This window comes from Streptomyces sp. NPDC046870, assembly GCF_040704595.1.
Classification (GTDB): domain Bacteria; phylum Actinomycetota; class Actinomycetes; order Streptomycetales; family Streptomycetaceae; genus Streptomyces; species Streptomyces argyrophylli.
The window spans coordinates 67676-90317 of record NZ_JBEYXM010000027.1; the positions used below are offsets into that span (position 1 = coordinate 67676).

At 73.4% G+C, this 22642-nt stretch carries 26 protein-coding genes; 9 read left to right on the forward strand and 17 right to left on the reverse strand.

Going from position 1 to position 22642, the window contains the following annotated elements:
* The first annotated feature begins 336 nt into the window (after positions 1-336).
* The 4 genes from AB0946_RS35435 (at position 337) to AB0946_RS35450 (ending at position 3797) form a co-directional block, all read left to right on the forward strand.
* Positions 337-2133, forward strand: coding sequence for a thiamine pyrophosphate-requiring protein (locus AB0946_RS35435; protein ID WP_366764812.1), 1797 nt, complete (start codon positions 337-339; stop codon positions 2131-2133).
* 88 nt (positions 2134-2221) lie between these two features.
* A complete protein-coding gene (locus tag AB0946_RS35440; protein ID WP_366764813.1) occupies positions 2222-2599 on the forward strand; it encodes a DUF2795 domain-containing protein in 378 nt (125 codons plus the stop codon).
* A complete protein-coding gene (locus tag AB0946_RS35445) occupies positions 2596-3249 on the forward strand; it encodes a diguanylate cyclase (protein ID WP_366764814.1) in 654 nt (217 codons plus the stop codon). The genes AB0946_RS35440 and AB0946_RS35445 overlap by 4 nt, the downstream gene beginning before the upstream one ends.
* 5 nt (positions 3250-3254) lie before the next feature.
* Positions 3255-3797 carry a type 1 glutamine amidotransferase domain-containing protein gene (locus AB0946_RS35450; RefSeq protein WP_366764815.1) on the forward strand — a complete coding sequence of 181 codons (543 nt, stop codon included), beginning with the start codon at positions 3255-3257 and terminating at the stop codon, positions 3795-3797.
* Between the two features lie 73 nt (positions 3798-3870).
* Here the strand turns inward: AB0946_RS35450 and AB0946_RS35455 are convergent, their stop codons facing one another.
* Positions 3871-4158, reverse strand: coding sequence for a DUF6158 family protein (locus AB0946_RS35455; protein ID WP_366764816.1), 288 nt, complete (start codon positions 4156-4158; stop codon positions 3871-3873).
* Positions 4159-4215: 57 nt separating this feature from the next.
* Here AB0946_RS35455 and AB0946_RS35460 point away from each other — a divergent pair, with 57 nt between their 5' ends.
* Positions 4216-5334: a Vms1/Ankzf1 family peptidyl-tRNA hydrolase gene (locus tag AB0946_RS35460; protein WP_366764817.1), complete on the forward strand. Its 1119-nt coding sequence runs from the start codon at positions 4216-4218 to the stop codon at positions 5332-5334.
* A 33-nt stretch (positions 5335-5367) separates the two neighbouring features.
* Here AB0946_RS35460 and AB0946_RS35465 read toward each other — a convergent pair whose 3' ends face one another.
* The gene (locus AB0946_RS35465) at positions 5368-6987 is read right to left on the reverse strand and encodes an ATP-binding cassette domain-containing protein (protein ID WP_366764818.1); all 1620 of its coding nucleotides are present in this window, start codon (positions 6985-6987) and stop codon (positions 5368-5370) included.
* A gap of 487 nt (positions 6988-7474) precedes the next feature.
* Between AB0946_RS35465 and AB0946_RS35470 the strand changes: the two genes are divergently transcribed.
* Both AB0946_RS35470 and AB0946_RS35475 read left to right on the forward strand, forming a co-directional pair.
* A complete protein-coding gene (locus AB0946_RS35470) occupies positions 7475-8971 on the forward strand; it encodes a phosphatase PAP2 family protein (RefSeq protein ID WP_366764819.1) in 1497 nt (498 codons plus the stop codon).
* Between the two features lie 132 nt (positions 8972-9103).
* On the forward strand, positions 9104-9925 hold the full coding sequence (locus tag AB0946_RS35475; RefSeq protein WP_366764820.1) for a class I SAM-dependent methyltransferase: 822 nt from the start codon (positions 9104-9106) through the stop codon (positions 9923-9925).
* 170 nt (positions 9926-10095) lie between these two features.
* On the opposite strand, the gene AB0946_RS35480 is transcribed toward AB0946_RS35475, so the two are convergent.
* The 13 genes from AB0946_RS35480 to AB0946_RS35540 form a co-directional block, all read right to left on the reverse strand.
* Positions 10096-10392 (reverse strand): gas vesicle protein K, encoded by a 297-nt coding sequence (locus AB0946_RS35480; protein WP_366764821.1) that lies wholly within the window; start codon positions 10390-10392, stop codon positions 10096-10098.
* Positions 10389-10577 (reverse strand): gas vesicle protein, encoded by a 189-nt coding sequence (locus AB0946_RS35485; protein WP_030643599.1) that lies wholly within the window; start codon positions 10575-10577, stop codon positions 10389-10391. Before AB0946_RS35485 ends, AB0946_RS35480 begins: the two co-directional genes overlap by 4 nt.
* The gene (locus tag AB0946_RS35490) at positions 10574-11371 is read right to left on the reverse strand and encodes a GvpL/GvpF family gas vesicle protein (protein WP_366764822.1); all 798 of its coding nucleotides are present in this window, start codon (positions 11369-11371) and stop codon (positions 10574-10576) included. Before AB0946_RS35490 ends, AB0946_RS35485 begins: the two co-directional genes overlap by 4 nt.
* Positions 11368-11703 (reverse strand): gas vesicle protein, encoded by a 336-nt coding sequence (locus AB0946_RS35495; protein WP_031025541.1) that lies wholly within the window; start codon positions 11701-11703, stop codon positions 11368-11370. Before AB0946_RS35495 ends, AB0946_RS35490 begins: the two co-directional genes overlap by 4 nt.
* Positions 11700-12911 (reverse strand): SRPBCC family protein, encoded by a 1212-nt coding sequence (locus tag AB0946_RS35500; RefSeq protein WP_366764824.1) that lies wholly within the window; start codon positions 12909-12911, stop codon positions 11700-11702. Before AB0946_RS35500 ends, AB0946_RS35495 begins: the two co-directional genes overlap by 4 nt.
* Entirely contained in the window at positions 12908-13579 is a 672-nt protein-coding gene (locus AB0946_RS35505; RefSeq protein WP_366764825.1) for a DNA primase, read from the reverse strand. Before AB0946_RS35505 ends, AB0946_RS35500 begins: the two co-directional genes overlap by 4 nt.
* 2 nt (positions 13580-13581) lie before the next feature.
* Complete coding sequence (locus tag AB0946_RS35510; RefSeq protein WP_171151123.1) at positions 13582-13839, reverse strand: gas vesicle protein GvpG; 258 nt, start codon at positions 13837-13839, stop codon at positions 13582-13584.
* Positions 13840-13870: 31 nt separating this feature from the next.
* Positions 13871-14641 (reverse strand): GvpL/GvpF family gas vesicle protein, encoded by a 771-nt coding sequence (locus AB0946_RS35515; RefSeq protein WP_366764826.1) that lies wholly within the window; start codon positions 14639-14641, stop codon positions 13871-13873.
* Complete coding sequence (locus AB0946_RS35520; RefSeq protein WP_366752511.1) at positions 14638-15057, reverse strand: gas vesicle structural protein GvpA; 420 nt, start codon at positions 15055-15057, stop codon at positions 14638-14640. Before AB0946_RS35520 ends, AB0946_RS35515 begins: the two co-directional genes overlap by 4 nt.
* Before the next feature lie 79 nt (positions 15058-15136).
* Positions 15137-15511 (reverse strand): gas vesicle protein, encoded by a 375-nt coding sequence (locus AB0946_RS35525; RefSeq protein ID WP_366764827.1) that lies wholly within the window; start codon positions 15509-15511, stop codon positions 15137-15139.
* Between the two features lie 45 nt (positions 15512-15556).
* The gene (gene ligD, locus AB0946_RS35530; RefSeq protein ID WP_366764828.1) at positions 15557-16492 is read right to left on the reverse strand and encodes a non-homologous end-joining DNA ligase; all 936 of its coding nucleotides are present in this window, start codon (positions 16490-16492) and stop codon (positions 15557-15559) included.
* Positions 16489-18336 carry a transketolase gene (locus AB0946_RS35535; RefSeq protein WP_366764829.1) on the reverse strand — a complete coding sequence of 616 codons (1848 nt, stop codon included), beginning with the start codon at positions 18334-18336 and terminating at the stop codon, positions 16489-16491. The genes ligD and AB0946_RS35535 overlap by 4 nt, the downstream gene beginning before the upstream one ends.
* A 63-nt stretch (positions 18337-18399) precedes the next feature.
* The gene (locus AB0946_RS35540; protein WP_366764830.1) at positions 18400-19986 is read right to left on the reverse strand and encodes an NAD(P)/FAD-dependent oxidoreductase; all 1587 of its coding nucleotides are present in this window, start codon (positions 19984-19986) and stop codon (positions 18400-18402) included.
* 197 nt (positions 19987-20183) lie between these two features.
* Here AB0946_RS35540 and AB0946_RS35545 point away from each other — a divergent pair, with 197 nt between their 5' ends.
* Entirely contained in the window at positions 20184-21137 is a 954-nt protein-coding gene (locus AB0946_RS35545; RefSeq protein ID WP_366764831.1) for an LLM class F420-dependent oxidoreductase, read from the forward strand.
* Between the two features lie 64 nt (positions 21138-21201).
* Here AB0946_RS35545 and AB0946_RS35550 read toward each other — a convergent pair whose 3' ends face one another.
* Entirely contained in the window at positions 21202-21624 is a 423-nt protein-coding gene (locus AB0946_RS35550; RefSeq protein ID WP_366764832.1) for a phage holin family protein, read from the reverse strand.
* An 80-nt stretch (positions 21625-21704) separates the two neighbouring features.
* On the opposite strand from AB0946_RS35550, the gene AB0946_RS35555 reads away from it, so the two are divergent.
* Positions 21705-22052 carry a VOC family protein gene (locus AB0946_RS35555; protein WP_132782751.1) on the forward strand — a complete coding sequence of 116 codons (348 nt, stop codon included), beginning with the start codon at positions 21705-21707 and terminating at the stop codon, positions 22050-22052.
* 6 nt (positions 22053-22058) lie between these two features.
* Here AB0946_RS35555 and AB0946_RS35560 read toward each other — a convergent pair whose 3' ends face one another.
* Entirely contained in the window at positions 22059-22604 is a 546-nt protein-coding gene (locus tag AB0946_RS35560; RefSeq protein WP_366764833.1) for a GNAT family N-acetyltransferase, read from the reverse strand.
* Between the last annotated feature and the right edge of the window lie 38 nt (positions 22605-22642).

Here is a 22642-nt window from a genome sequence, read left to right on the forward strand (position 1 = left end):
GCCGGGCGCCGGTACGCACGGCGTCCACCGGCGTACCGGTCGCGCGGTGCGGCGGCCGTACACCGGCGTCGGCGGCACCGTGCGGTGCCCGGGTGACGGGGGCACGGGGCCCGTGCCCTCGCTGCCATGACAGCCCGCGTACCGCCGTACCGCGCGCGGCCGGAGCCCATTCGCGGGACGCACGGGGCCGGCCGGGTGACGGTCCGGCCGGCGGCACGTCCCGGGCGTCCGGAACCCGCCCCGGTACCCGCCCCCGAGGTTTTCCGCCCCCCGCGCAGGTCACTCGGTAACCGCTGACCGGATCGTCCGCTTCGCACTCCACCGGGAGGTCTCTCCATGAGCACCAAGGTCTCGGACCACATCCTCGAGCGCCTGCGCGCCTGGGGGGTGGAGCAGGTTTTCGGCTACCCGGGTGACGGCATCAACGGGCTGCTCGCCGCCTGGGGCCGTGCCGAGGACCAGCCGCGGTTCATCCAGTCCCGGCACGAGGAGATGTCCGCGTTCGAGGCGGTCGGGTACGCGAAGTTCAGCGGCCGGATCGGGGTGTGCGCGGCGACCTCCGGACCGGGGGCCATCCATCTGCTCAACGGCCTGTACGACGCGAAGCTGGACCATGTGCCGGTGCTGGCGATCGTCGGGCAGACCAACCGGACGGCGATGGGCGGTTCGTACCAGCAGGAGGTGGACCTGCACACCCTGTACAAGGACGTCGCCTCGGAGTTCGTCGAGACGGTGACCGTGCCGGAGCAGCTGCCGAACGTGCTGGACCGGGCGATCCGGACGGCTTACGCCCGGCGCTGCCCGACCGCGCTGATCATCCCCGGCGACGTGCAGGAGCTGGACTACTCGCCGCCGACGCACGAGTTCAAGATGGTGCCCTCCAGCCTGGGGATGAGCGACTACACGGCGACCCCGACGGACGAGGCGCTGCGCCGGGCCGCGGACGTGCTGAACGCGGGCGACAAGGTCGCCGTGCTGATCGGGCAGGGCGCCGCGGGCGCGGTCGCCGAGGTCCGCGAGGTCGCCGAGATGCTCGGCGCGGGGGTGGCGAAGGCGCTGCTCGGCAAGGACGTGCTGAGCGACGAACTGCCGTACGTGACCGGGCCGATCGGGCTGCTGGGCAGCCGGCCGTCGTACGAGATGATGCGGGACTGCGACACGCTGCTGACGATCGGTTCGTCCTTCCCGTACACCCAGTTCATGCCGGACTTCGGCAAGGCGCGGGCGGTGCAGATCGACATCGACCCGCACATGATCGGCATGCGCTACCCGTACGAGGTGAACCTGGTCGGCGACGCCCGGGCCACGCTGCGGCGGCTGATCCCGCTGCTGAAGGCGGAGGGGCGCGGGCGCGAGTGGTACGACACGGTCTGCGCGAACGTGAAGCGCTGGCACGAGACGATGGAACGGCGGGCCGGGCTGTCGGCCGACCCGATCAACCCGGAGTACGTGGCCCGGGCACTCGACCCGCTGCTGCCGGACAACGCGATCCTCACCTCCGACTCCGGTTCGGTCGCCAACTGGTACGCGCGGCACATCACGATGCGGCCGGGCATGCGCGGTTCGCTGTCCGGGACGCTGGCGACGATGGGCCCCGGCGTGCCGTACGCCATCGGGGCGAAGTTCGCGCACCCGGACCGGCCGGTGGTCGCCCTGGTCGGGGACGGGGCCATGCAGATGAACGGCCTGGCGGAGATGATCACGGCGGCGAAGTACCGGGACCGCTGGTCGGATCCGCGGCTCGTGGTGGCCGTGTGGAACAACCAGGACCTGAACCAGGTGACCTGGGAGATGCGGGCCATGGAGGGCGCCCCGTCGTTCCTGCCGTCGCAGTCGATCCCGGACGTGCAGTACGCGGCGTTCGCCCGGTCGCTCGGTCTGACCGGCGTGCGGGTGGAGAAGCCGGAGGACGTGGAGGCGGGCTGGCGGGCCGCCCTGGACGCGGACGGACCGGCGGTGATCGAGTTCCTCACCGACCCCGCCGTACCGCCGATCCCGCCGCACGCGAGCTGGGAGCAGATGGAGGCCACGGCCGCGTCGATCCTCAAGGGCGACGCCGACCGGGGCGCGATGGTCAAGCAGGGGCTGAAGGCGAAGGTGCAGGAGTTCCTGCCGGGCCGGCAGAAGCACTAGGCCGAGCGGTGGCCGGGCGGCGCCGACCCTGTGTCGGACGCCCGGTACCGGGTACGCGGTGCGGACCTTCGACCCTCTGGAGGGAGACATGCAGCGAGGCAGTGACCGGCTGAGCGTCCACCGGGACGACGAGATGAAGCATGAACTGAAGGGGCTGCTCCGGTCCGGCCATCCCACACGCGTCGAGGAGTGGCACGACCCGGAGCCGGCCGCGGACGACGATCCGGAGGTGTGGAGCGGACCGGTGGGCGGTCTGGGGTCCCCGGCGTCGCTGGAGCGGACCCGGCTGGAGCTGGCCCGGCATCTGAGCCGGCACGCCTTCCCCGCGAAGCCGGGCGAGCTGGCCCGGGCGCTGCGCCGGAGCAACGCGCCCGGCGGGCTGATCGACGCGGTGGCCGAGCTGCCGCACGGCGGCCGGTACGAGAACGTGCAGCAGCTGGCCGAGGCGGTGGTGGGCGGCGCATGAGCCAGGACCAGGCGGCCGACATCGCACGCGGTACCACGGTCGACGTGGGGGACGCGACCACCCGGTTCCTGCTGTACGGGCTGCTGCCCGGCTGGTTCGTGCCGGGGCTCGCCGACTGGGCGATGCACCGGCGGACCCGGATCGAGGAGACGGCGGGGACGAAGGAGTCCCTGATCCATTCGCTGATGATGGCCGAGGTGGGCCTGCCCATCGCGCTCACCCTGCGCTACGAGGTCAATCCGCTGCTGCTGTCCGTGCAGCTGGGCGCGGCGGCGGTGCACGAGGCGACGGCCCTGTGGGACGTGCGGACCGCCGTCCACAGCGACCGTGAGGTCAAACCCCTCGAACAGCACATCCACAGCTTTCTGGAGTCGCTGCCGTTCGGTGGGCTGGCCTCGCTGATGTGCCTGCACGCCGACCAGGTGCGGTCGCTGCTGCGCGGCGGGCGCGGGGATCCGGACGCGTGGCGTCTGGTGCCGCGCAGGCGCCCGCTGTCGCCCGGCTACCTGGCGGGCATCGGCCTCCTGATCGGCGCGTGCGTGCTGCTGCCGTACGGGGAGGAACTGGTGCGCTGCCGGCGGGCGGCCCGGGCTGACAAGCGCCGGGCCCGGGCCCGCCGGGCCGCACTACGGAGAGTGAAAGGAAACTGAGGATCATGCGTATCGCGTTTCTGGTGGCACCCGAGGGCGTCGAGCAGGTCGAGCTGACCGAGCCGTGGGAGGCGGCCTCCGGTGCCGGGCACGAGCCGGTGCTGGTGTCGACCCAGTCCGGGAAGATCCAGGCGTTCAACCATCTGGACAAGGCGGACACGTTCCCCGTGGACGAGGTGGTGGGTGAGACGTCGGCCGGGTCGTTCGGCGGTCTCGTCCTGCCGGGCGGGGTGGCCAACCCGGACTTCCTGCGGATGGACGAGAAGGCCGTCGCGTTCGTGAAGGACTTCTTCGAGCGGGGCCGTCCGGTGGCCGCGATCTGCCACGCGCCGTGGACGCTGGTGGAGGCGGACGTCGTACGCGGCCGGGTGCTGACCTCCTGGCCGAGTCTGCGCACGGACATCCGGAACGCCGGCGGCACCTGGGTGGACGAGCAGGTGAAGATCTGCGACCACGGCTCCAACCAGCTGGTGACCAGCCGCAAGCCGGACGACCTGAAGGCGTTCTGCGACGCGTTCCTGCACGTGTTCGCCGGCGAGGCCGGCTGACCGGCCGCGGGATGTGAGGGGCCGGCCCGTCAGGGCCGGCCCCTTCGTGTGGTGCCTCGTCCCGTGGAGGGCGTCAGGTGCCGGTGGTGCCCGGAGCCGCCGCCTCGCCGCAGCCGCGCTCACGGGCGCCCTCGCGGGTGCGGGCGGCGCTCACCAGGCGGCGGGGGTTGCGGCGCAGGTACTCGCCCTCCAGCTGCGCCATGCGCTCGTTGTGGGCCCGCAGTGCGTCGTTCGAGCCGTACAGGAGAGTGTCGTGGCGCGTGCGGTGGATCGTCTCCAGCTCCTTCATGAGCTGCTGGTCGTCCAGCCGGCTGGGGTCGACTCCGGTCATGGTGGTGCCCCGCTCGTCGTGTTCGTTCATGGGCTACGGGTACCCGCCCGGCACGCACTGCCCCCGAGCGATTTCCGGGAGGAATCCATGGAGCTCGCGTTCCTGAGTCCACTGTACGAACATCCGGGGTCCTGGGCCTCCGCTTACGTCGACCTGTCGCAGCACGACGAGGACATGGCGCACCGGCGGCACCTGACGGCGGAGGCGGTGGCCCGGCAACTGCGCGAACAGGGCGCCGACGAGGCCACCTGCCGGGCGGTGTACGACACCGTGGACGCGCTGCGGCACAGCACCGAGCCGTACGGCCGGGCCGTGTTCGCCCGCAACGGCGAGGTCGTGCTCCAGGTGCCGCTGACCCAGGCCCCACCGCAGGGCCTGGTGCACTGGGGCACGCTGCCGCACGTCACGCCGCTGCTCGACCTGGCCGGGGAGGACCCGGTGTCGCTGGTGGCGTACGTCGACCGCACCGGTGCCGACTTCGAGCTGCGCAGCGCGGTGCTCCAGGAGGAGGCCGGGCACGTGATGGGCAGCCGGCAGTGGCCGATGCACCGGGCGAAGGCCTCCGACTGGTCGGAGCGGCACTTCCAGCTGAAGGTGGAGAACACCTGGGAGCACAACGCCCGGGAGATCGCCGAGGCCCTCGCGGCCTGTCAGGCCGAGACCGGGGCAGACCTGCTGATCCTGTGCGGGGAGGAGCGCGAGTGCCGGTCGGTGCACGAGCAGCTGCCCCAGCCGCTGCGGGACCGGGCCGTCGAGGCGGCGCACGGCATCGGCAGCAGGCTGCTGCCGCAGGAGGTGGAGGACATCCGGGCCCGGCACGTCCGCGAGCGGGTGCTGGCCGACGTGGACCGCTACCGGGCCGCCCGGGCCCCCGACGACGAGCGGCGGGCCGCGGCGATCGAGGGCGTGCCGCAGCTGATCCAGGCGGCGCGTGAGCACCGGCTGGCCGAGCTGCTGATCCGTCCGGACGCGCCGGACACGCACCGCGAGGTCTGGATCGGCGAGGACCCGGACCAGCTGGCGGCCCGCCGTACGGAGCTCAAGAGCATCGGCGAGCAGCACGCCTGGCCGGCCCGCGCCGATGACGCGCTGGTGCGGGCGGCCGTGGTGACGGACGCGCCGGTCGTCTCGCTGACGCCGGTGCTGGAGGAGGCCGGCGACGAGGTCGCGGCGGGCGGCATGGGCGCGCTGCTGCGCTGGAGGTGACCCGGCGCGGCGGACCGGCCGGGCGGGCCCGGGTCACCGGGCCCGCTCGACCCGCCGTTCGTCCCAGACCGGTTCCGCGGTCTCGCGGACCCGGCCGTCGGAGCCGAAGACCAGGAAGCGGTCGAAGGAGCGGGCGAACCAGCGGTCGTGGGTGACCGCGAGGACCGTGCCCTGGAACGCCTCCAGACCCTCCTGGAGGGCCTCGGCGGACTCCAGGTCGAGGTTGTCGGTGGGCTCGTCCAGGAGCAGCGCGGTGGCGCCGGCCAGCTCCAGCAGCAGGATCTGGAAGCGGGCCTGCTGTCCGCCGGAGAGCCGGTCGAAGGTCTGTTCGGCCTGCTGGGTGAGTTCGTAGCGGCGCAGCCGGGACATGGCGGCACCCCGGTCCTGGGCGTGCTCCTTCCAGAGGATGTCGAGGAGGGTGCGGCCCTGGAGCTCGGGGTGGGCGTGGGTCTGGGCGAAGTGGCCGGGCACGACGCGGGCGCCCAGCTTCCACTGCCCCGTGTGGGCGACGTCCTCGCCGGCGAGGAGCCGCAGGAAGTGCGACTTGCCGGAGCCGTTGGAGCCGAGGACGGCGACCCGTTCGCCGTAGAAGACCTCCAGGTCGAACGGCTTCATCAGCCCGGTCAGTTCGAGTCCCTGGCAGGTGACGGCCCGTACGCCGGTACGGCCGCCCTTCAGCCGCATGGTGATGTCCTGCTCGCGGGGCGGCTCCGGCGGCGGGCCGGCCTCCTCGAACTTGCGCAGGCGGGTCTGGGCGGCCTGGTAGCGGGAGGCCATCTCGTGGCTGACGGCGGCGGCCTGACGGAGCGTCAGGACGAGCTTCTTCAGCTGGGCGTGCTTCTCGTCCCAGCGGCGGCGCAGCTCCTCGAAGCGGGCGAAGCGTTCGCGGCGGGCCTCGTGGTAGGTGGCGAAGCCACCGCCGTGCACCCAGGCGTCGGCGCCGGCCGGGCCCGGTTCGACGGAGACGATCTTCTCGGCGGCGCGGGCGAGGAGCTCGCGGTCGTGGGAGACGAACAGGACCGTCTTCCGGGTCTCCTTGAGCTGCTCCTCCAGCCACCGTTTCCCGGGCACGTCGAGGTAGTTGTCCGGCTCGTCCAGCAGCAGCACCTCGTCGGTGCCGCGCAGCAGCGCCTCCAGCACGAGCCGCTTCTGCTCACCGCCGGAGAGGGTGCGCACCTGCCGCCACTGGGCGCGCTCGTACGGCACGCCGAGCGCGGCGGTGGTGCACATGTCCCACAGGGTCTCGGCCTCGTAGCCGCGCACCTCGGCCCAGTCGGCGAGGGCCTGCGCGTACCGTAGCTGGGCCGCCTCGTCGTCGACGGTCATGATGGCGTGCTCGGCCTCGTCGACCGCCTTCGCCGCCTCGCGGATGCGGGGCGGGGCGACGGAGACGAGCAGGTCGCGCACGGTGGTCTCGTCCCGCACGGAGCCGACGAACTGGCGCATGACGCCGAGGCCGCCGCTGACGGTCACACTGCCGCCGTGCGGTTTCAGCTCGCCGGAGATCAGCCGCAGCAAGGTGGTCTTGCCCGCGCCGTTCGGGCCGACCAGGGCGACGGCGGCCCCTTCGCCCACCCGGAAGGACACGTCGCCGAGCAGCGCCCTCCCGTCGGGGAGGTAGTACTCCAGGTGCGCGGCTTCCAGATGTCCCATGGCCAGGCATTCTCCGAGTCACCCCCCGTCCGGGGCAAACCCTTATCCGCCACCCCGGCCCGCCGCCCGACGGGCGGGAGCGGACCGCCGCGGGGACCGGGGCCCCCGCCAGGGGACGCGCGGGTGGCGCACGGCAGCGGCAGGCCCGCGCCGCGGCCGCTCACGGCGGCGGTCGCGGGGCCCGCTGACCCGCTCGCCCGGCCAGGCGGCGGACCGGCGGACCAGAGCACCGGCCGGCACGGGGGACGCCACGGCCGGCTCGGGGGGGTCGCCCTGGTGGCGTGCGGCCGTGGTGGTGCCGGGCGGATCCGGCGGGCGGGCGCGTCGGACCACGGGCAGGCCCCCCGGCCACCACCGCATCGGCCGCCGTCTCCCGGCGGGGACCGGCCCGGCGGACGGGAGCCGGGGCGGCCGGGGGCTCGTCTGCCACCCGGTCGGCGGACGGGGGCGAGGACAAGAAGCGGGCGCTTCAGGGTAAGCGGACCCCATGAGCCCAGACGTGGACCTGACTGCCCCCGCGACCGCCGCCCGCGCCCCGCTGCGCACGCTGCTCGACCTCGACGGCCGCCTGTTCAACGCCGCCGCAGCCTGGCACTGGCCCGGCGCCGAACGCGTCCTGCCCCGCCTGAGCCGCAGCGCGAACCACGGGGTGCTGTGGGCCGCGACGGCCGCCGCGATGGCCGCGAGCCGCACGCCCCGGGCCCGCCGGGCGGCGGCCCGCGGACTGGTCTCGCTGGGCCTGGCCTCGTTGACGATCAACACGCTCGGCAAGCGCTCGGTGCGCCGGGCCCGGCCGGTGCTGGACCCGGTCCCGCTGGTGCGGCGGCTGAAGCGGCAGCCGATCACCACGTCCTTCCCGTCCGGCCACGCGGCGTCCGCCGCCGCCTTCGCCACCGGCGTCGCCCTGGAGTCCCCGGCATGGGGCGCCGCGGTGGCACCGGCGGCGTTCTCGGTGGCGATGTCCCGGGTGTACACGGGGGTGCACTTCCCGAGCGACGTGCTCGCCGGGGCGGCACTCGGCGCGGGCGCCGCCTTCCTGGTCCGGCGCCTGGTGCCGACCCGCTCCCAGATCCGGCGCCCCGACCGGCCGCGCGCCGCGGCCCCCGCACTGCCCGAGGGCGACGGTCTGGTGATGGTCGCCAACCGGGCGTCGGGGACCGCGGACCGCGTGCGGGCGCTGCAGGACGCGCTGCCGAGGGCGGAGATCGTCGAGTGCGCGCCGGAGGAGGTCGGCGACGAACTGGAGAAGGCGGCGGCCCGGGCCCGGGTGCTCGGGGTGTGCGGGGGCGACGGCACGGTGAACGCGGCGGCCGGGGTCGCGCTGCGGCACGATCTGCCGCTCGCGGTGCTCCCGGGCGGCACCCTCAACCACTTCGCCTACGACCTGGGCGTGGAGGACGAGCGCCAGCTGGCCCAGGCCGTCCGGTACGGCGAGGCGGTCCGGGTGGACGCGGCCCGGTTCACCACCCGGAAGGCCCGGGGGCTGTTCCTCAACACGCTGAGCCTGGGCGTGTACCCGGAGCTGGTGCGCGCGCGGGACAGCTGGTCGAGCCGGATCGGCGGCTGGCCGGCCGGGGTGCTCGGCGCGCTGCGCGTACTGCGTGCCGGCCGGCACCCGCTGGAGGTGGAGCTGGGCGGTGAGCGGCGGCCCCTGTGGCTGCTGTTCGTCGGCAACGGCGTCTACCACCGCATGGGCCTCACGCCGGGCCGCCGTACCGATCTGGCGGACGGCCTGCTGGACGTGCGGGTGGTGCACGGCAACGGCAGGCCCGCGCTGCGGCTGCTCACGGCGGCGGTCGCGGGCCCGCTGACCCGCTCGCCCGGTCACGCGGCGGTCCAGGTGAACCGGCTGCGGCTGACCGGCATCGCGCCGGACACCCCGCTGGCGTACGACGGTGAGGTGACGACGGTGTCGGGCGAGATGACCCTGGAGAAGCTCCCGGAGGCACTGACGGTCTACCGCCCCCTGCCGGCCACCCGCTGAGGGCGTGCGAGACACCCCTGCTGTCCACATCATGAAATCCGGGTCTCATCATTCGGCATGCCCGCGTACGGTGGGGCCGTACCGGCGGACGGGTCCGGCCGGTGACGCCGCCCAGGGTGAAGGGGTTCAGCCATGCCGAAAGCGCGGGAGACCGCCGTCTACACGCACGGGCACCACGAGTCGGTGCTGCGGTCGCACACCTGGCGGACCGCCGCCAACTCCGCGGCCTACCTGCTCGGCGTGCTGAAGCCCCACATGAGGATCCTGGACATCGGCTGCGGGCCCGGGACCATCACCGCCGACCTGGCGGAACTGGTCCCCGACGGCCGGGTCACCGGCGTCGACCGGGCACCCGGCGTCCTGGAACAGGCCCGGGCCACCGCGGCCGGCCGCGGTCTGACGAACGTCGACTTCGCGGTGGCCGACGTCCACGCCCTGGACTACCCGGACGACACCTTCTGCGTGGTCCACGCCCACCAGGTGCTCCAGCACGTCGGCGACCCCGTGCGGGCGCTGCGCGAGATGCGCCGGGTGACGAGGCCGGGCGGGTTCATCGCCGTACGGGACGCGGACTACGCGGCGATGACCTGGTATCCGGCGGTGCCCGGTCTGGAGGACTGGCTGGACCTGTACGAGCGGGTGGCCCGGGCCAACGGCGGCGAACCCGACGCCGGGCGCCGGCTGGCGGCGTGGGCGCGGGCCGCGGGCCTGCGGGACGTCACGGCCGGCTCCAGCACCTGGACGTTCGCCACGCCCGAGGAGCGGGCCTGGTGGAGCGGCCTGTGGGCGGACCGCACCCTCGCCTCCGACTACGCCGACCGGGCCACGCGGGGAGGTCACGCGACGGCGGAGCGGTTGCGGGCCGTGTCGGAGGCGTGGCGGGACTGGGGCCGGCGGGAGGACGGCTGGTTCGCGGTCCTGCACGGGGAGATTCTGTGCCGCAAGGAAGTCTGACGCGCGGAATTCGGGAGACCCTGGCCGCAGGACGCTCGCCTGGGGCGGCGAGCGGTCCACCGCGCTAATGCCCGGAGCGCTCCACCGCGCTAGGGCCTCTCGTCCGGATCATGCCGGGCTCGCGGGCCCTGGCACCGCGCCCTGATCCGGCCTGATCCAAACGAAAGACCCTAGTGCCCATCGCGCGGAAGCAGCGGCCCGAGCGGCCCGAGGTCCAGGTTGAGGTCCTCGGGCCGCAGCCCGTAGCGGTCCCGCAGCTCGGCCATCCGGTCCTCGAGGAGCATCAGGGTGAGCCCGATCCGCTCCTCCTGCTCCTCGGTCAGCTCGCCGGTGTCGAAGCGTCGCACGGCCTGCCGCTCCATCAGCTGACGCAGCAACTCCACCACGGTGAGCACGAGCTTCACCAGGTCGCGCTCGACCGTGTCGGGCTCCAGGTCGAGCTGTTTGCGGCGCTGCCGCGCGGTCATAGGAGCTCCTCGAAGGGCGACGGGACCTGCTCGTTCACGGAACTGATGAGCGCGTTGAGGTCGATGCGGACGAGGTCGACGTCCGCGATGCGCAGGGTGATGTCGCCGGTGATGACGACTCCGCCGGCCAGCAGCCGGTCCAGGAGGTCGACCAGCGCGATCTCGCGGCGTTCGACTACGGTCACCGCCCCTCCCCCGATCCCACGACCGGTTCCGCTCCCGAAGCCTCACCGGAAAAGGAGTAGGCGGCCCACGGACCGGTGAGTTCCACCCGTATTCCGGGCGCCTCGTCCTTGGTCCGGTCGACCAGTTCCACGAATTCCTCGGAATGCGCCCGGGACACCAGATAGGCGGCGTTGAGCACGTTCCGTCCCGGCGTTTCGGAGAGCGCGGAATTCTGCGGGGGATGCATCCGGAAATCCTCGGCGCGCTCGGCGAGGCGCTCGTGCAGGGAGTGGGCGAACCGCTCGGCCCGCTGCCACTTCTCCTCCTGCGCGTGGCTCTCCAGGCGCCGCCGGCGCAGGTAGTCCCGCCCGCTGGCCGGCCGCGCCGCCTCGGCGGGCTCGGGTTCGGCCGGCTCGGGTTCCAGATACACCTTCACGCCCCACTCCACGCGGCCGTGCAGGCGGTCGAGCAGGCGCCCGAAGTCCTCCTCACGCGCCTCGATCATCATGCGCACGGCGCTGTCGTCCCGGAAGACGGTCGCGAGCCGCAGCGGCAGCGGGGTGGTCACCGTGGTGAGCGCGTCGACCACGCCCTGGTGGGCGCGGGCGGTCGCGGCCAGCCAGTCCAGGTCCTCCAGGTGGGCCTTCAGGGCCTCCTCGCAGAAGTCGGCCTCCGGGACCGTGCTGACCACCGCGACCAGCCCGTGATGGTGCAGCAGCGCCGGCGGGGCGCCGCCGACGCCCCGCAGCTGTGCTTGCAGAGGGGTGCCGAAGGGGCGGCAGACGGCGTACACGTACCGCAGTCCGGTCGTCATGGTGCCTCCTTCGGGGCGCGGCCCGACTCCAGTTCCTCCAGCCGGGCGAGCCGTTCTCGCAGCTCGGCGTTCTCCCGGGTCAGCTCGTCACGGCGGGCCCGGGAGGACAGGGCCGGGTCGCTCTCCCACCAGTCGATGCCCATCTCCTTGGCCTTGTCGACCGAGGCGACGATGAGGCGCAGCTTGACGGTGAGCAGTTCGATGTCGAGCAGGTTGATCCTGATGTCCCCCGCGATGACGACACCCTTGTCGAGTACACGTTCAAGGATGTCGGCGAGGTTCGCCCCCGAGCCCTGGCCATAGGGCTCGGGAAAGCGGCTGGGTGTCGTCATCGACGGCTCCCGCGCTCGGCGTGCTCAGGCTCCTCTTCCTCGTACTCCTCCTCGCCTTCCTCGCCCTCGTCCTCCTCGGCACCCTCCTCGTCCTCGGCGGGCTCCTCGGCCTCGTCCTCGTACGAGCCCTCGTCGCCCTCCTCTTCGCCCTCTCCGGCTTCTTCCTCGGTCTCGCCCTCGTACTCGTCCTCGTAGGGCTCCTCTTCCTCTTCCTCCTCCTCGCCTTCTTCCGCTTCCTCCGGGCGCTCCCGGCCCTCGGGCTCCTCGCCCTCTTCCTGCTCTTCGCCCTCTTCGCCCTCTTCTTCCTCCGCCCGGGACTCCTCTTCCTCCTCCGCGAGGGCGTCCTCGTGGCTGCGGACGACCTCACCGTCGCGGATCTCACCGCGCCAGCTGTCCTCCGCCTCTCCCTTGAGGGTGATGAAGCGGGCGAAGTTCTTCAGGTCCAGCCTGGCCCGGCGGCCCTGGGCGCGCCAGATGTTGCCGGTCTTCTCGAAGAGGCCGGTCGGGTAGTACTCCATGACCAGCAGCACCCGGGTGAGGTTCTCCTCCAGCCGGTGGAAGGAGACCACGCCCCTGGTGGTGCCCTTGGCGCCTTCCGAGGTCCACTGGATGCGGTAGTCGGGTATCTGCTCGGTCGTCTTCGCCTTCCAGCTGCGGGTGGACCAGAAGACCTTGGCCCGCCAGTCGGAGTGGGTGTCGTCGGCGCGGCTCGCGCTCTTGACGCCCTTGGCGAAGGTGGAGAAGGACTGGTACTGGGTCCACTGGTCGTAGGCCGTGCGCAGCGGCACGCCCACGTCGACGGACTCGATGATGACGGTCGGCTTCTTGCCGGCGCCGCCCTTCTTGCCCTTGCTGCCGCCGAGGCTGCGCACGGTGTCGAGCACCTTGTCCTTGGCGTGGGAGGCGCCCAGCTCCACCGCGGAACGCAGCGGTCCCTTGCCCTCGGCGAGCTTGCGCCCGCCCTCCAGCGCCAGTTTGGCGAAGCCCGGGCTCTTGCCCTCGGCGATGTCGTTCAGCTTGCCGGTCGTCTCGCCGAGCTTGCGGCCGATCCCGGTCAGCAACCGCTGGGCCTGGGCGTTCAGGTACTCCTGGGCCTCTTCCTTCAGCCGGTCCGCGGCCTCGCTGTGGGCCAGGCCGGCCAGCGGGGCCGTCAGGCCGCCGGTGGCCCCGCCGGCCTTGGAGGTCACTCTTCCGAGGGTCTCGGTCATCGGTCATCGCCGCCCTTCGACTGCCGGGAGACGGCGCTCCGGGCGGCACCGCCGACCGCCGCCGTCTTCTTCGCGGCCGTCTTGCGGGCCGCGTCCGTCTTCTTGACCGCCGCCTTCTTGGCCGGGGCCTTCCTGGCCGGGGCCTGGCCGGTCGCCGTCCCGCCGGAAGCCTTCTTGGCCGGGGCCTGCTTCGCCGGCTTCTTGCCCGTCTTCTTCCGGGGCGCCTCGCCCTCGCCGCCCCGGGTCTCGCCCCTGGGCTGTTTTCGCTCACCCCGCTTCCCCTCGTGCTCCTCCTGCTCCTCGTCCTCACCCTCGTCCTCGTCGCGCTCCTCCTCGGAGCCGGCCGGTGCGGTTCCGGACAGCTGGTCGCGCACCTGCGCCGTACGGCCGTGCAGCCGGTCGGCGAGCGAGTTCATCTGCCGTTCCACCATCGCGCCGGTGGCGGCCTTGCCGACACCCCGCAGCTCCTGGCGGAGCTGGTCGCCGATCTCCTTGAACTGCGGGTTGTCCAGCAGCTGCCGGTTCAGCTGTTCCGCGAGCGCGCGCGGGCTGAGGTTCATCTTCTTCCCGGCGGCCAGGGAGCCGACCGCGAGGGCCATCTTCAGCTTCTTGGTGCGTCCGAGCAGATATCCGGCCCCTACGGCGAGGCCCAGTGCGGTTCGGTTCATGGTCACGTCCCATTGCCTGTCGTGTCGCCGTGATGCAGTGCGATCTCCAGCCGGTCCAGCAGTTCGTCCTCGCGCCGGTCGAACTCCTCCTCGGTGATCTCACCCGCCTGAAGCTGCTCCTCGAGGCGGGCCAGCTCGGCCCGGACGGTGGCCGGGTCGTAGTAGATCCGCTCCGCCTCCCGGAGCACATGCCGAATCGCCCACGCGCTGCCGCGCACCGGTGCGAAGGGCAGCAGCAGCACCTCCGAGATCAGTCCCACGGATCTCCTCCTTCCGTCCGGGCCCCGGCCGCTACGACGCTCCGGTGCCGGCGCCGGCCGTGGCGCCCGCGGGCGCGGTCGGGCCGGGTTCGACGAAGCTGTACGGCGGCAGCGGGCCGTTGACCCGCAGTTCGAGATGGCCGTGGCTCTTGCGTACCCGCTCGGCCGCGGCCAGGAAGTCCTCGGCCGTCTCCCGGGAGACCAGGAACGAGACGTTGAGCAGCCATCCGGTGGACTCGGGGCCCACGCTGACCGCCGCGGCGCACGGCTGGAGCAGGCGCTGCACCTCGGTGGCGTCCTCGCCCTCCTTGGCCTTGACGGCGGCGGCGACCATCTCGCCGAGGCGGATCCGGTCGTCGTAGCTTCCGCCGCCCGCCTGCCGGTTGGCCTCGGCGAGGGCGCGGACCTCCGCGTTCTCGGCCATCACGCGGTGCAGGACGGCTTCCTCGATGTGCGTGGCCTTGACGTTGTACTCGACCTTGCCGTCCAGCTCGCGCAGTCGCTCCAGGTAGTGCTCCGCCCGCTCGGTCAGCACCGACATGACGGTGTCGTCGTCCGGGGAGACGCTGCCGAAGCGCATGGGCAGCACGCAGCCGGCCGCGCCCGCCTCGGCGAGGACGTTCTGGTGCGCGAGGAGGTCCCTGCGCTTGGGACGCAGGTCCTCCGGGGCGTCACTGACGACGGCGGCGAGCTCCCCCGCCGTGAGGACCCGCACGGGCCGGGGCGGCTCGCCCACCCCGGTCATCCCCTCGGGGAGCGCCGGGTGCGAGCGCGCGGTGATGCCGTAGACGTAGGTGCTCACTCGTCTCCCTCCTTCCGGCGGGCCGCGGTCTTACGGGGGCGCCGGGTCTCGGTCTCGCCTTCCTCGCGGGCCTGCTTGAACGCGTCGGATATGGTCTGCGCGGCGCCGGACAGCGCGCCCTTGGACTTGCCGCGGGCTCCGCTCTCGGTGATCTCGCCGACGAGATCGGGCAGCCCGGGGGACTTGCGGGGCCCTGCCTCCAGGTCGAGGCGGTTGCACGCCTCGGCGAAGCGCAGATAGGTGTCGACGCTGGCTACGACGACCCGGACGTCGATCTTCAGGATCTCGATGCCGACCAGGGAGACCCGTACGAACGCGTCGATGACGAGCCCCCGGTCGAGAACCAGTTCCAGGACGTCGTAGAGGCCGCTGCTTCCGCCTCCGCCGCCGGACTGCTGTGCCGGGACAACGGTCATGCCGGCCGCTCCTCCTCGTGAGTGTGGTGGGTGATCGGGTCCACGCCGGACGCGTGGCCCGCCGGACGCGGGTGGGGGCCTAGCCGCCGCGGCGTGCGTCGGCCCGCCCGCGCTCGTACCGGCGAACGCGCCGGTAGCCGGTGAGCTGCCCCTGGGGGTCCAGTTCGACCTGGTAGCTCGCCATCAGGCTCATGGTGTCCGGGACCCGTGCGAGTTCCATCACCTCGACCTCCAGCGACCAGCCGTCCTCGGTCTGCTCGAAGGAGGACACGGTCTCCGGGACGAGTCCCGTCAGTTCGGCGAGCTGGCTGCGCGCCTCGCGCAGCACCTCCATCAGGGGCGGACGCCGGACTTCCGGCTCGTTCTGTGCGGTGTCGTGCGTCTGCTCGGTGTTGTCCGACTTCTGGGATTTCTGTGAATCCCGTGACTGTGATGTGTTGTGTGTGTTCGACATGGCCACCTCTTCCTGCGGGTGGCCCCTCATTCCTTGGCCAAACCTTCAGGAGCGCATGTCGGCGAGACGGCGCCGGGCGGGGCCCAGGGAACGCCCGCGGGCCGGCAGCCCGGCCCACGGGTCGGTGCGGGCCTGGTCGACGGCGTCGGCGATGGTCCAGCGGCGGGCGTCCAGGCCGGGGTCGTCGAGCTGCTCCCAGGTGAGGGGGACGGCGACGGGGGCGCCGGGCAGGGGGCGGACGGTGAAGGGCGCGACGGCGGTCTGGGCGTACCCGTTGCGCTGCACGTCGAGGTACAGCCGGTCACCGCGCTGCTGTTTGCGGGCGGCGGTGGTGAGCCGGTCCGGGTGCCGTGCCGCGGCGAGTTCGGCGACGTCGTGGGCGAACTCCCGCACGGCGTCGAAGCCCTGGCGGCCGTCGAGCGGGACGACGAGGTGCAGTCCGCGCGAGCCGGTGGTCATCGGGGCGGCGGGCAGGCCGAGTTCGTCCAGCAGCTCGCGCAGCCGGCCGGCGGCCTCGCGGACGGCGCCGAAGTCGTCCCCGGGCGGATCGAGGTCGAAGACCAGCCGGTCGGGGTGGTCGAGGCCACCGGCCCGGTCGGTGCGCGAGAGCCAGCGGTGCAGGGTGAGGCAGGCCTGGTCGGCGAGGTACAGCAGGGTCGCGGTGTCGTCGCAGACGACGTGGGTGACCGTGCCGCCCTCCTTGGCGACCTCGGTCCGGTCGATCCACTCCGGGTAGTGCTCCGGGGTGTTCTTCTGCATGAACCGCTGGCCGTCGAGGCCGTCCGGATACCGTTCCAGCATCAGCGGACGGCCCCGCAGGTGCGGCAGCAGGTACGGCGCGACGGACCGGTAGTAGTCGGCGAGGTCGCCCTTGGTGTATTCCTTCGCACCCCCGCCGCCGGGGAAGAGCACCTTCCCCGGCCGCTTGATCTCCACCGTGCGGCGGCCCGCGCGTATGGCCCGCGCGTCGTCGCCGCTCATCGCACCACCGCCTCCTCGACCAGCATCCTGGCCGCCGCGGCGATGCCCAGGGCGTCGATCCCGGCCGCGTACAGCTGCTCGTCGGGCGCGGCCGACCCCGGCATGGTGCGCACCGCGAGCCGGACCAGGCGGGGCACCGGCCTGCCGTCGCCGAACGCCTCCGCGACGGCGTCGCCGATGCCGCCCTCCGGGTGGTGGTCCTCCACCGTGAGCAGGCAGCCGGTCTCCTCGGCGGCCCGGTGCAGGGCCGCGGCGTCGACGGGCTTGACCGAGTACAGGTCGATCACCCGGACCCGGATGCCGTCGGCGGCCAGCCGGTCGGCGGCGGCCAGCGCCTCGGGCACGGTGACCCCGGCCGCCACGACCGTCAGCCGGTCCTCCTCGCTGGAGCGCAGCGTCTTGCTGCCGCCGACCGGGAACTCCTCGTCGGGGCCGTAGATCACCGGTGTCTTGCCGCGGGAGGTGCGCAGGTAGCGGATGCCGTCCAGGCCCGCCATGGACGCGACGAGCCGGGCGGTCTGGTTGGCGTCGCACGGGTACAGCACCGTGGAGCCGTGGATGGACCGGAACATCGCCAGGTCCTCCAGCCCCATCTGGGAGGGTCCGTCCTGCCCGATGGCGACGCCCGCGTGCGAGCCGACCAGGTTGATCCCGGAGCCGCTGATCGACGCCATGCGCACGAAGTCGTGGGCGCGGGTCAGGAACGCGGCGAAGGTGGAGGCGTACGGCACCCAGCCGCGCGTGGCCATGCCGACGGCCGTGGCGACGAGCTGCTGCTCGGCGATGTAGCACTCGAAGAAGCGGTCGGGGTGCGCCTTGCCGAACTCCTCGGTGCGGGTGGAGTCGCCGACCTCCCCGTCCAGGGCGACGACGTCGCCGCGGGCGGTGCCGAGCGCGGCGAGCGCCTTGCCGAAGGCGTCCCGCGTCGCGGCCTCCTCGCCCAGCTCGAAGCGCGGCAGCTGGACCGGCTCGGTGGTGAGCGAGCGCAGCGCGGCGGCGGCCTGCGGCTCGGCCACGCGGACGTGCAGCGAGCGCGGCCCGCCGAGTTCGGCGATGGCGTCCTCGGCCTCGGGCAGCGGCTTGCCGTGCAGGCCCTCGCGGTCCTGGACGGCGGCCACGCCCTTGCCCTTCAGGGTGCGGGCGAGGATCACCGTGGGCTGACCGGTGGTGGACAGCGCCTCGCCGTAGGCCCGGTCGATCGCGTCGACGTCATGGCCGTCGATCTCGACGGTGTGCCAGTCGAAGGCCTGGAAGCGGCGGGCGTAGGCGTCCAGGTCGTGGCCGTGCCGGGTGGGGCCGCGCTGGCCGAGCCGGTTGACGTCCACGACGACGACGAGGTTGTCCAGGTTCTCGTAGCCGGCGTGCTCGGCGGCCTCCCACACCGAGCCCTCCGCCAGCTCGCTGTCGCCGCACAGCACCCACACCCGGTAGTCGGAGCGGTCCAGGCGCTTCCCGGCGAGCGCGATGCCGACCCCGACCGGCAGGCCCTGGCCGAGCGAGCCGGTGGCCGTCTCCACCCAGGGCAGCCGCCGGGGCGTCGGATGGCCCTCCAGCCGGCTGCCGAGCTTGCGGAAGGTGACCAGCTCACCGTCCTCGATGGCGCCGGCCGCCTTGTACGCGGCGTACAGCAGCGGTGAGGCGTGCCCCTTGGACAGCACGAAGCGATCGTTCGCCGGGTGCTCGGGGCGCTCGAAGTCGTAGCGCATGTGGTTCGCGAGCAGGACGGCCAGCAGGTCGGCGGCGGACATGGAGGACGTGGGGTGCCCGGATCCCGCGGCGGCGGACGCCCGCACGCTGTCCACGCGCAGCTGCTGTCCCAGTTCGACGAGTTCGTCGGTGTTCATGAGTCTCCTCGGTCTCCTTGCGCTCGGTCGCGGCGGAGGGCGCTCGGCGGCGCTCCGTCGCGGTCAGTCGGTTTCGTCGGCGCGGTCCGCGGGACCGGCGGGGTCCGCGCGCTCGACGGGTCCGGGTGCCGGATGGCCCGGCCCGCCGCCGGCGGGCTGGTTCTTCGCCGGCTCGCCGCCGGGCTGGTTCTTCGCCGGTTCGCCGCCCGGCTGCTCCCTGGCCGGCTCGCCGCCGGGCTGGTTCTTCGCGGGCTCGCCGCCCGGCTGTGGCTTCACCGGCTCCTGCGGCCTCGGCTTGTGCGTCATGAGTTCCTCTCCTGTCTGCGCGGCCGGCCGCTCCGGGCCGCCCGGTACCCGCGCCACTTCCGGCGAGGCCGTGTCCAGCGGGACCGACCACGCTCGGACCAGGCCCAACTGGACGCCCTGGCGCGGGAGTACGGCGTCCAGCAGCCAGTCGGCGGCGACCCGGACCCGGTTGCCGGGCAGCGCCGCCAGGTGGTAGCCGCGGGTGACCGCACCGGCCACCGGACCGGACAGCGGGACGCCGAACGGGTTGGCGGCGGCGCGGACCCCGCCGAGGTCGACGGCGAAGCCCAGGTCCCGGTGGCGGTACGGGCGCCGGCGGCGGCCGAGGCCGAGCGAACCGGCCACGTTCTCCCCGGCCACCCGGCCCTGCCGCCAGGCGTGCTGGGCGGTCATGGGCGTGAACTGCCCCGGACGCTCCAGGTCGGGCACGGCCGCCGCGTCCCCGCAGGCGAACACGTCGGCGCGGCCCGGCAGTCGCAGATACGGGTCGACGATCAGCCGGCCGCGCTCCAGCGGCTGCGCGACGGCCTCCACCAGCGGATCGGGCCGCACGCCCACGCACCACACCAGCGTCCGGGACGCGACGGACTCCCCGTCGGTGAGCACCACCCCGTCCCGGGTGGCCTCCCGCACCGAGGTGCCCATCCGCACGTCGACGCCGCGCGCCCGCAGTACCCGGTCGGCCGTGCGGGACAGCCGCTCGTCCATCTCCGGCAGCACGCGCGGCGCCACGTCCAGCAGGATCCAGCGGGGGCGCGGCCCGCCGGGCAGCGGATGCCGGCGGACCAGGCGGTCGGTGAGCATCTGCAGGTGGGCGGCCACCTCGGTGCCCGTGTAACCGGCGCCGACCACCACGAAGGTGCACCGGGCGGCGCGGCTGCCCGGGTCCTCCTCGGCGGCGGCGAGTTCCACCTGCCGGGTCACGTGGTCGCGCAGGTACAGCGCCTCGGGCAGCCCGCGGAAGCCGTGCGCGTGCTCGGCGACACCCGGGATCGGCAGCAGCTTGTTGACGCTGCCGACGGCCAGCACCAGCCGGTCGTAGCCGAGGGTGCCCGCACGGCCCTCGGGGTCGGTGTAGCGCACGGTCCGCGCGTCCAGGTCGACACGGTCCGCCTCGCCGAGCACCAGGCGCACCCCGCGCAGCGTGCCGGGCAGCGACACGGTGACCCGGCGCGCCTCCAGGACCCCGGCGGCAACCTGCGGCAGCAGCGGCAGGTACAGGAAGTAGTCGGTCGGGTTCAGCACGGTGACGTCGGCGCGGCCCCGGGTCAGCCGCGCGAGGGTGCGCGCAGCCCGGTACCCGGCGAAACCGGCGCCGACGATCACGACGCGGGGTCGGCTCACGGTGCGCCTCCGGCGGTGTGGCTCGTCCGAGGTCTTCCGCGTAACCGGGGCCGGGGCACCCAAACGCGGGGCCGGTCACCCGGACGCCCGCCGGAGCACCCGTACGCCGCCGCGCACCGGCGTTTCGCGCACCCGGGCCCGGTTACCCGGGCCGGGTCCGGATCACCCACCAGCACCGCCCGCGCGGAGGTTCCCCCATGCCCGAGTACGGCTATTTCCTGGCGAGCGAGGAACACGATCCCGCAGCCCTCGTCGAACAGGCCCGGATGGCCGAGCAGGCCGGTTTCCAGGCGCTGTGGATCTCCGACCACTACCACCCGTGGAACGACGCGCAGGGACAGAGCCCGTTCGTGTGGTCGGTGATCGGAGCGCTGTCGGAGGCGGTGTCCCTGCCCATCGAGACCGCGGTGACCTGTCCGACCGTGCGGATGCACCCGGCGGTCGTGGCGCAGGCCGCGGCGACCAGCGCCGTGATGACGCAGGGCCGCTTCCGGCTCGGCCTCGGCACCGGTGAGGCGCTCAACGAGCACATCCTCGGCGACCCGTGGCCCCCGCTGCACGTGCGCCTGGAGATGCTGGAGGAGGCGATCCAGGTGATGCGCCGGCTGTTCACCGGCGAGGAGGTCAACCACCACGGCACGCACTACACCGTGGAGAACGCCCGTCTCTACACCGTCCCCGAGGAGCCCGTCCCTATCGACATCTCCGGCTTCGGCCCGAAGGCGACCTCGCTGGCCGCCCGCGTGGGCGACGGCTACATCACGATGATGCCGGAGGAGGAGATGGTCACCCAGTTCCGCAAGGGCGGCGGCGGCGCCAAGCTCGTCAGCGGCGGCACGAAGGTCTGCTACGGCACCGACCGCGACGAGTGCGTCCGTACGGTGCACCGGCTCTGGTACAACGAGCTGCTGCCCGGCGAGATGGGACAGGTGCTGCCCTCACCGCGGCACTTCGAGCAGCTGCACGAGCTGGTCACCGAGGAGATGGTGCGGGAGAAGTCGGTGTGCGGGGACGACGTGGACGAGCACGTCTCGGCGCTGAAGGCGTTCGCCGACGCCGGGTTCGACCGGGTGTACGTGAACCAGATCGGACCGGACCAGCGGGGCTTCTTCGACTTCTACCGCACGAAGGTGCTGCCGCAGCTCGGCTGACACAGCCGACACAGGGGCGCCGATGGAGGGAGGGGGTGGGGCCGGCGGCCCCACCCCCTCGCCGTCAGGCCCCGCGGCGGGGGGTGTCCGGCGGAGTCCGCGGCATCGGAGGCGTCCCCGGCACCGGCGGGTACGGCGTGCCCGGGGCGGCCGGCGGGGTGCCGGCGCCGACGCGGTGCGGGGCGTGGGGCCCGTGCCCGGAGCGGGCGGCGCCGCGCAGGAGGTAGGCCACCGCGCCGAGGAGCGCGGCGGTGATCAGTGCCGCGGCCCAGCCGGGCAGGCCGATCGCCAGGGCCAGGCCCACGGCGAGGGCCACCGCGCCGCCCGCGTACAGGGCGGCGGCACCCGACGCGGCGTACAGCACGGCGGTGCGGCGCCGCTTGCGGGACTGCTCGCGCAGCTCCTCGCGTACCGTCTCGCGTGCCACCTGTGCCAGCTCTTCGACGAGGTGCCTGTCCAGATGTTCCAGGTGATCCAAACGGTCCATACCCTGCGGGTACCCGTCGCGCACAGTGGGTAACGCCGGGGGCCTGCGCGCGCCCGGCGGCCCCAACTAGGCTCGGACGCATGGAGATTCTGGGCGCCTCGCTGCGCATCTGCGTCGACGACCTCGAAGCCGCGATCCCCTTCTACGAGAGCCTGTCGGGCGGCACGGCCCTGCGCTTCCAGCGCGGTGGCGTCCAGGTCGCCGCGGTCGGTTCCTTCCTGCTCATGAGCGGTCCCGAGTCGGAGCTGGAGATCCTGCGCAAGGTGACGGCGACGATCGCGGTGAAGGACGTGGACGAGGCCCACCGGCTGCTGACCGGGCTGGGTGCCACGATCGTCGCGGGGCCGGTGCCGACGCCGGTGGGCCGGAACCTGCTGGCGGTGCACCCGGACGGCTCCGTCTTCGAGTACGTGGACCAGCGGGGCTGAACCAGCTCAGTCGCGCATCTCGGTGGTGAGCGCCCAGCGTTCGTGGTCGCGCCAGGCCCCGTCGACGTAGATCATGTCGGGTGAGAAGCCCTCCCGGCGGAACCCGGCCCCCCGGGCGAGGGCGATGGACGCCGCGTTGCCCGGCTGGGCGTTGATCTCCAGCCGGTGCAGGCCGAGCGGCCCGAACGCGTACCCGATCACCAGCTCCAGCCCTTCGCGCATCAGGCCCCGCCCGGCCGCGTGCGCGAAGGCGCCGTAGCCGAGGGCGCCGGACTGGAAGCCGCCGCGCACGATGTTGTTGATGTTGATGAAGCCGGCGATGGCCCCGCTGTCCTTCTCGCACACCAGGAAGCCGGCCCGCGCCGGGTCCTTGATGAGCCGGCCGGCGTAGTCCGCGTACGCCTCCTCGGTGTCGGGCGGGAACAGCCAGGGCCGGTGCAGGTCCTTGCTCTCCCTGGCCCGTGCGGTGAACTCGGGGCCGTCGGCGAGGGTGAAGGGACGGATGGCGACGCGCGGGCCCTCGGCGAGGGGGCGGGACGGCGGATACGGCATCCGCCCAGCCTACGGCGTCCCCCCGGCCCCGACGCGCC